General features: G+C 44.8%; 9 protein-coding genes and 1 pseudogene. All 10 read left to right on the top strand.

What is annotated here, in order from left to right:
- Positions 1-66 (top strand): annotated as a pseudogene (locus CAG68_RS22520) (cytochrome bd biosynthesis protein); the annotation flags it as partial.
- Positions 67-238: 172 nt separating this feature from the next.
- Positions 239-658 (top strand): tol-pal system-associated acyl-CoA thioesterase, encoded by a 420-nt coding sequence (gene ybgC, locus CAG68_RS19690; protein ID WP_017820044.1) that lies wholly within the window; start codon positions 239-241, stop codon positions 656-658.
- Positions 648-1,346, top strand: coding sequence for a protein TolQ (gene tolQ, locus CAG68_RS19685; RefSeq protein ID WP_005378301.1), 699 nt, complete (start codon positions 648-650; stop codon positions 1,344-1,346). The genes ybgC and tolQ overlap by 11 nt, the downstream gene beginning before the upstream one ends.
- Positions 1,347-1,349: 3 nt before the next feature.
- Entirely contained in the window at positions 1,350-1,793 is a 444-nt protein-coding gene (locus tag CAG68_RS19680) for an ExbD/TolR family protein (protein ID WP_005378298.1), read from the top strand.
- Between the two features lie 13 nt (positions 1,794-1,806).
- Positions 1,807-2,874, top strand: a complete 1,068-nt coding sequence (tolA, locus tag CAG68_RS19675; protein ID WP_042522108.1) for a cell envelope integrity protein TolA — start codon at positions 1,807-1,809, stop codon at positions 2,872-2,874.
- A 12-nt stretch (positions 2,875-2,886) separates the two neighbouring features.
- Positions 2,887-4,239: a Tol-Pal system beta propeller repeat protein TolB gene (gene tolB / locus CAG68_RS19670; RefSeq protein ID WP_005387925.1), complete on the top strand. Its 1,353-nt coding sequence runs from the start codon at positions 2,887-2,889 to the stop codon at positions 4,237-4,239.
- Positions 4,240-4,269: 30 nt separating this feature from the next.
- Positions 4,270-4,794, top strand: coding sequence for a peptidoglycan-associated lipoprotein Pal (pal, locus tag CAG68_RS19665; RefSeq protein WP_054729597.1), 525 nt, complete (start codon positions 4,270-4,272; stop codon positions 4,792-4,794).
- A 15-nt stretch (positions 4,795-4,809) separates the two neighbouring features.
- On the top strand, positions 4,810-5,562 hold the full coding sequence (gene ybgF, locus CAG68_RS19660; RefSeq protein ID WP_005378285.1) for a tol-pal system protein YbgF: 753 nt from the start codon (positions 4,810-4,812) through the stop codon (positions 5,560-5,562).
- Between the two features lie 251 nt (positions 5,563-5,813).
- Positions 5,814-6,875 carry a quinolinate synthase NadA gene (nadA, locus tag CAG68_RS19655; protein WP_017820046.1) on the top strand — a complete coding sequence of 354 codons (1,062 nt, stop codon included), beginning with the start codon at positions 5,814-5,816 and terminating at the stop codon, positions 6,873-6,875.
- A 118-nt stretch (positions 6,876-6,993) separates the two neighbouring features.
- The coding region (locus CAG68_RS19650) for a potassium channel protein (protein ID WP_017820047.1) at positions 6,994-8,035 on the top strand (1,042 nt) is incomplete at its 3' end.

Genomic DNA, 8,035 nt, shown 5'->3' with positions numbered 1-8,035 from the left:
GTTTTGTTTAGTCCTTATTTCTCGTTAGCTATCTTAATTTATCTAACGGCACTTTATTTCATTTAGGCTGAAATATGCTGTAATAAAGTCGGTTACTAAATCATCGAATAAAAGCTAGGTATTTCGCCTAGCTTTTATTTTTTCTACAAATTTCAAAAATATTTCCTTAGCTCGGTACCAATTGCTGTCGCTTCAGTTATAGTAATTACTTTAAAGAATTGAATATATTGGTACTCCCTTGCAAGGCACATCAAATCTCTTTCACTGGCCGATCACCGTGTACTATGAAGACACTGATGCGGGCGGTGTTGTATATCATTCTAATTATCTAAAATTCTTTGAGCGCGCACGGACAGAGATGTTACGTGCTAAAGGCATTTCTCAACATGTGTTACTGGAACAAAATATCGGCTTTGTTGTCCGACACATGGATATCGATTTCAACCAAGGGGCTAGGCTGGACGAGCATCTGACAGTCGTAACCCGAGTGTCAGAAATAAAACGTGCTTCTCTGCAATTCTGTCAAGAGTTGGTCAATGATCAAGGCAAGATATTGTGCAAGGCCTCGGTTAAGGTAGCATGTATCGATAATAAGAAAATGAAACCAATAGCTATTCCAACCTTTATAAATTCGGAGCTAACAAATAGTGACTGCTGATATTTCCATTTTAGATCTCTTTCTTCAGGCCAGTCTGTTGGTAAAGCTTGTGATGCTGACGTTGCTTGGCATGTCAATTGTGTCATGGGCAATGATCATCAAGCGCAGCAAAGTGCTTTCTCAAGCATCAAAAAATGCAGAGCAGTTTGAAGACAAATTTTGGTCGGGTACTGATCTTTCTCAGCTTTACCAAAAAGTAAAAGCGCGTAAAGACGAAATTGAAGGCACAGAAGAAATCTTCTACGCAGGTTTTACAGAGTTTGCTCGCCTACGTAAGAGCAACGCAAATTCACCAGCTTACATCATGGAAGGCACTGGCCGCGCAATGCGCGTTGCTGTTTCTCGTGAAGTAGATGAGCTAGAAACAAGCTTACCGTTTTTGGCAACAGTCGGCTCTATAAGCCCTTATATCGGCCTATTTGGTACCGTTTGGGGCATCATGCACGCCTTTATTGCGCTGGGTGAAGTAAAGCAAGCTACGCTGTCTATGGTTGCACCGGGTATCGCCGAGGCACTTATCGCGACAGCGATGGGTCTATTTGCGGCTATTCCGGCAGTAATGGCGTACAACCGCCTAAGCAATAAAGTGAGTAAACTAGAGCACACTTACGCAACATTTTCTGAAGAATTCCACAGCATCCTTCATCGTCAAGCGATGGCTGGCCGAGACAGCGCGGATAAGGAATAAAGCATGGCGGGTTATCAACCTAAAAAGCGAAAAATGACAGCGGAGATCAACGTTGTTCCGTATATCGACGTAATGCTCGTACTGTTGATCATTTTTATGGCGACCGCTCCATTTGTGACTCAAGGCGTCGACGTTGATCTTCCGAAAACATCGACCGCAGAATCTATGCAAGACCTTGCTGGCGAGACTGACAGTAGCTTTATTATCATCGAAATTGATAGCGAGGGTAATTTAGGCCTAAGCGTAAATGATGAAGAAGTTCAGCGAGGTTTGTCGTTGCAAGATGTTATTGTGCGAGTGAAAGCGGAGCGAGAGGTTAAGCCGGATTCACCAGTTGCGGTAGGTGGCGACGCGGCAACACCATATGCCGATGTTGTTCTATTGCTAGATGAACTAAGTCGAGCTGGTATCCCTAAGGTAGGTCTAATGACCGATATCAGGGAATAGACATCAATTATCTATGAAAGATCACAAGAAGAAACCCAACCAATACGCCAAACCGATAGCAATATCGGTTGGTTTGCATGCAATTCTAGTTGCAGCCCTGCTTTGGGGGACGGACTTCAACATGTCTAAACCAGAGCCTACAGGGCAAATGGTTCAAGCTGTTGTCATCGATCCAAAACTTGTGCAGCAACAAGCGAAAGAAATTCGCCAGCAACGCGAAAAGGCAGCGAAAAAAGAACAAGAGCGTCTTGATAAACTGAGACGCGAAGCAGAGCAGCTAGAAAAAAACCGCAAAGCTGAAGAAGAGCAAATTCGCAAGTTGAAAGAGCAGCAAGCGAAAGATGCTCAAGCGGCGCGAGAAGCAGAAGCTGCACGTAAGAAAAAAGAGCAAGAGCGCAAGCAGGAAGAAGAACGTGTTCGCAAAGAAAAAGAGCGAGCTGCTAAGCTAGAAAAAGAGCGCAAGGAAAAAGAAGAAGCCGTGCGTAAAGCTGAGCAGGAGCGTTTAGCAAAAGAAGCGGCTATAGCAAAAGCTGAGCAAGAACGTTTGGCTCGTGAAAAAGCAGCAAAAGAAGCGGAAGAAAAAGCACGTCGTGAGCGTGAAGCTGCTGAAAAAGCTGAACAAGAGCGCATTGCAAAAGAGAAAGCGGCAAAAGAGGCAGCGGAGCGAGAGCGTAAAGCGAGAGAAGCAGCTGAGCGTGCCGAGCGTGAGCGTAAAGCTCAAGAAGCCGCGTTAGATGATATTTTTGCGGGTCTCGAGGATGAGGTCAGTAAAAACAGTGCTGCGCGCAATCAATTTATTGACGACGAACTTTCTCGTATGTCATCCATCTATACTCAAAATATTCAGCAAAAGCTGATTAAGGATGACTACTTGCTGGGAAAGGAGTGTAGGGTAAACATCAAATTGATTCCGACAGGAACTGATATGATGGTCTCTGGTGTTACCGTTTTGAGTGGCGATACTCGAGTATGTGCTGCGGCGAAGCGAGCAATAGCTCAGGTAGGGACGTTCCCTAAATCTTCAGAATCAGCGGTCAATGAAAGACTAAAAGACATCAACATAACTGTTGCTTTGGACTAAAAGGAATAAGACGTGATTAGACGCCTTTTACTAGGAATGTTTGTACTGTTTAGCAGTATGACAAATGTGGCGAATGCCGCATTAGAGTTGGTCATTACCGATGGTATTGATTCAGCACGACCAATTGCTGTTGTTCCGTTTAAGTGGGAGGGCACACAAGCGCTTCCAACGGATGTTTCTGCTGTTATCGCCTCGGATTTACAACGTAGTGGTAAATTCAGCCCAGTTCCAACGAGCAAAATGCCACAAACACCGTTCAGTGAATCAGAAGTTAATTTTGATGCTTGGACCAATTTAGGTGTGGATGCGCTATTGACTGGTTCAATCAAGCAAAACGACCAAGGTGACTACGTTATCAACTATCAACTTGTTGATATTGTGCGTGGTCAGTTAACAGGTGGGAAGAGTAAGGCGCTTGGTAGTGACGGTGAATTGGTTCTGTCAAAAGATCATGTGCTGTTCAATAAAGTAGCCACTGTTCAAGGGCCTCGTATGCGTGAGTACGCTCACCGTATCTCTGATTTGGTGTATGAACAGTTAACTGGCGACCGTGGCGCTTTCATGACTCGTATCGCATATGTGGTAGTGAACGATAAAGACCGTTTCCCTTACCAACTTCGAGTCGCTGATTACGATGGCTACAATGAGCGTCTGGTTTTACGTTCTAAGCAACCATTAATGTCACCAGCGTGGTCACCAGATGGTAAAAAGCTTGCGTATGTTAGCTTCCAAAATGGCCAAGCAGAAATCTTCATCATGAACATCTACACCGGTGAACGTGAGAAAATTACTTCATACCCACGTCACAATGGTGCGCCAAGATTTTCGCCAGATGGCAATAAGTTAGCGATTGTTCTTTCTAAAACAGGCTCGCTTCATGTTTATACGTTTGACCTTAACACTCGTAAGCTGACGCAAATTACGCGTGGCAGATCAAATAATACGGAACCGTTCTGGCATCCGGATGGAAAATCGTTGATTTTTACATCGGATAGGGGTGGTAAACCACAGATTTATCAAGTAAATTTGGGCAGCGGTTCTATTGACCGTTTGACTTGGCAAGGCAGCCAAAATTTGGGTGGTCAGATTACTCCTGATGGGCGATTCCTAGTTATGGTGAACCGCAGCAACGCAGGATTTAATTTGGCGAAACAAGATTTGGAAACTGGTGCTCTTCAAGTCTTAACTAAGACCTTGCTTGATGAGTCTCCTAGTATTGCCCCAAACGGTGGCATGGTTGTGTATAGCTCGATTTACAACAAGAAAAACGTACTATCGATGGTGTCAATTGATGGTCGATTCAAAGCTAGATTACCGGCAACAAATGGGCGTGTTCGAGCGCCTGCATGGTCACCGTTTTTGTAGTAATAAGTTTGATTAATAAAGGAAAATAAGATGCAACTGAACAAGGTTCTAAAAGGGCTACTAATCGCGCTTCCTGTAATGGCTGTTACAGCGTGTAGTTCAAGCGACGACGCTGCTTCTAACACTGGTGCAGCAACAAACAACAATGGCGCAGTGGAAACAACAGTAGCTACGCCAATTGATCAAAGCGGTCAGTTGACAGAGCAAGAGCTAAAAGAGCAAGCGCTACGTGAAACTCAAACAATCTACTTTGCTTTTGACAACTCAACAATTGCAGCAGATTACGAAGAGATGCTAGCGGCTCACGCTTCTTACCTAAGCAAGAACCCAGCACTTAACGTAACTATCGAAGGTCACGCTGATGAGCGCGGTACACCTGAGTACAACATTGCTCTAGGTGAGCGTCGTGCAGAAGCAGTAGCGAACTACCTACAAGCACTAGGTGTTCAAGCTGACCAAATCTCAATCGTTAGCTACGGTGAAGAGAAGCCACTTCTTCTAGGTCAATCAGATGAAGTTTACGCTAAGAACCGTCGCGCGGTTCTAGTATACTAATTCGAGGTAATCCTCATGTTCAGTAACACTAAGCGCGCTGTTGCGCTTACGTTACTGGCAAGTGCAGCGAACTTTGCGTTCGCTGCACCAGCTCCAGTATCCGATCTCAACAGCACATCATCCGTCTCTAAGAGCCGTTCATCTGAAACGGAAGTAGAACGTCTAGAACGTTTGCTACAAAATCGCAATCGCGTTCAGCTCCAAATGCAACAGCAAATTGACCAAATGTCACAAGAGATCAGTGAATTGCGTGGTCAATTAGAGCGAAATAGCTACGAAATGAAACAAATGTTGCAACGTCAACGTGAGTTGTTTGTCGAGCTGGATCGTGTTCGTGGAGAGATAAAATCCACACCTGCACAAGAAGCACAACCTGTGAAAACAGGTGGCCAGTACACTCCAAATGTTGATGAGCAAACGGCATATCAGAATGCAGTTGACCTCATTCTCAAAAAGCGTGATTACACTGGCGCAATTGCAGCGTTCCAGCAGTTCCAGAAAGATTATCCTGATTCTACATATTCAGCGAATTCTCACTACTGGTTAGGTCAGTTGTACTTCGCTAAAAAGCAGGATGAGGATGCAGTGAAAAGTTTTGCCGCTGTTGTGTCTTATAAAGACTCCAACAAGCGAGCCGATGCGTTGCTTAAGTTAGGCGAAATCGCTGAGCGTAATAACAATGCAGCTCAAGCGAAAAAGTACTACCAACAAGTGGTTGATGAATACCCAGGTAGTGCATCTGCAAAACTTGCCAGCTCTAAGCTGTAAGACGTTATGTTTTGAAAAGGAAGCCTCGGCTTCCTTTTTCTTTTCCATTTTCTGTTGGTGCAGAACGGCTAAGTCGATAGCAATGATGCAGAGCCTCTGACCTTGTGTTGCACCGAATTTCGCTACTCGGAAATGCTACCTGTAACAAAGATATACGGCTAGACCGCTAGAAATCCCCGCGACAAGTTGGTTTTTGAAAATTAACGAGGTTACAATACTCGGATTAAAGGAAGTTGCGTAGAGCATGAGCAATGAGCCATATATTAGATAAAATCGACACTGTTTACCCATTCCCACCGAAACCAGTTCCATTAAGCGAAGAAGAAAAAGCATCTTACATTGAGCGTATTAAAAAGTTACTCAAAGAAAAAGATGCGGTACTTATCGCGCACTATTATACCGACCCTGAGATTCAAGCCCTAGCTGAAGACACTGGCGGGTTTGTTGGTGACTCGTTGGAAATGGCGAAGTTTGGTAATCGTCACCCTGCAAGTACATTGATTATTGGTGGTGTTCGCTTTATGGGCGAGTCGGCCAAAATTCTGACACCAGAAAAGCGCATTCTAATGCCAACGTTGGAAGCGGAATGTTCGCTCGACCTTGGCTGTCCTGCGGATAAGTTCAGCGAGTTTTGTGATGCTCACCCTGATCATACGGTTGTAGTTTACGCAAACACCTCAGCAGCGGTTAAAGCCCGTGCCGACTGGGTCGTTACATCGAGTATTGCGCTTGAAATCGTGGAACACTTAGACGCTGAAGATAAGCCAATTATTTGGGGACCAGACCGTCACCTAGGATCGTACATCGCTAACAAAACTGGCGCAGATATGCTGCTTTGGCAGGGTGAGTGTGTGGTTCATGATGAGTTCTCTGCTGATGCGCTACGAAAAATGAAGAGCGTGTATCCAGATGCGGCTATTTTGGTTCACCCTGAGTCACCAGCAAGCGTCGTAGAACTTGCCGATGCCGTTGGATCAACGAGTCAGCTGATCAAAGCAGCGAAAGAGCTTCCTCACAAACAAATGATCGTTGCGACAGACAAAGGCATTTTCTTTAAAATGCAGCAACTTGTGCCAGAGAAAGAACTTATCGAAGCGCCAACCGCAGGTGCAGGCGCAACATGTCGCAGCTGTGCACACTGTCCTTGGATGGCAATGAACGGTTTGAAAGCAATTGAGAAAGCGCTTAGTGAAGGTGGTGAAGAGCACGAAATTTTTGTTGATGAAGCGCTACGTGTGAAATCACTTATCCCACTGAACCGCATGCTAGATTTTGCTGAGCAGCTAAATATGCAAGTGAAAGGTAATGCTTAAAAAGTAGGCGTAACTGAAAGTAAATCTCAAAAACCAGCCGAATATGGCTGGTTTTTTTGTGTCTTACTATCAATGAGTTACTATTGATGCAATCAATGAATATCGAGGTCATAAATTTATGGCGGTGTGGTTAGTAGTTAAAAAGTGGCTTAGTTCCCACCTTTTTAAATTGAGCAACCGAAGCCTTCTCATCTTTAGTGGCTTATATGTGAGCCTTTCATGGTGGCTGCTGGTTCTCGCTGGTGAAACAGCATTAACAGACAGTTTCGCTAACTTTATCTATTACCTCATGGTTACGGCGAGTACGGTGGGTTATGGCGACCATTCTCCAGTAACAGATATGGGTAAATGGGTTGTCGTACTATTTGTAATCCCCGGCGGTTTGAGCTTATTCGCCGCATTATTGGGGCGTGTCGCTGGAGCAGCGATGGACTATTGGCGAGCGGGTATTTTAGGAAAACGGAGAGTAAGAGTGGAAAACCATATTGTATTGTTGGGCTGGAATGGATCGAGAACGATGCACCTTATTCGCATGTTACAACATGAAGAAGAGGGAAAGCGCCCGATTGTTTTATGCAGCCGTTCAGAAATCGAGAACCCGTTACCTGGCGAAATCAGTTTTATCAAAGTGACCAGTTATACCGATTCGCAAGAGATGAAAAACGCCAATATTGCCGAAGCCGCTTGCATTATTGTGGATAATCTCTCGGACGACATTACCTTGTCAGCCGCTCTATACTGCGCATCTGTAAACCCTTCCGCTCATTTGGTCGCTTACTTTAAAGATGAAGCGCTAGGCCGACTTCTAAGTCAGCATTGCCCGAAAGCGGAATGCATACCTGCTGTTGGCGCAGAAATGTTGGCAAAAGCGGCGGTTGACCCGGGCTCAAGTGCGCTTCATCAGGAGCTTTTGGCTTCAACACGAGGTATGACGCAATACTCAGTTATTTATCCTGAGGGGCAGTCTGCCACCACTATTGAGAATCTCTTCGTTTTTCTCAAAAGACGCCATCATGCCACGCTGATTGCTTTTGATATTGGCGATGGTATTCAACTCAACCCAGATTTAGATGCTGAAGTACCCGCGAGTACCAAGCTGTTTTACATTGCAGATGAACGTATTGAAGATTTTGCCTGGAAAGAAATGAACAAGGAACAAT

This window comes from Vibrio sp. V42_P2S4T144 (assembly GCF_009904715.1).
Lineage (GTDB): Bacteria > Pseudomonadota > Gammaproteobacteria > Enterobacterales > Vibrionaceae > Vibrio > Vibrio alginolyticus.
This window is presented reverse-complemented; position numbering and strand designations above follow the sequence as displayed.

What these genes read in the sequence shown, in the direction of transcription:
- CAG68_RS19680 (WP_005378298.1), top strand. Translation starts at nt 1,350, where the DNA reads ATGGCGGGTTATCAACCTAAAAAGCGAAAAATGACAGCGGAGATCAAC.
- tolA (WP_042522108.1), top strand. Translation starts at nt 1,807, where the DNA reads ATGAAAGATCACAAGAAGAAACCCAACCAATACGCCAAACCGATAGCA.
- pal (WP_054729597.1), top strand. Translation starts at nt 4,270, where the DNA reads ATGCAACTGAACAAGGTTCTAAAAGGGCTACTAATCGCGCTTCCTGTA.
- ybgF (WP_005378285.1), top strand. Translation starts at nt 4,810, where the DNA reads ATGTTCAGTAACACTAAGCGCGCTGTTGCGCTTACGTTACTGGCAAGT.
- nadA (WP_017820046.1), top strand. Translation starts at nt 5,814, where the DNA reads ATGAGCCATATATTAGATAAAATCGACACTGTTTACCCATTCCCACCG.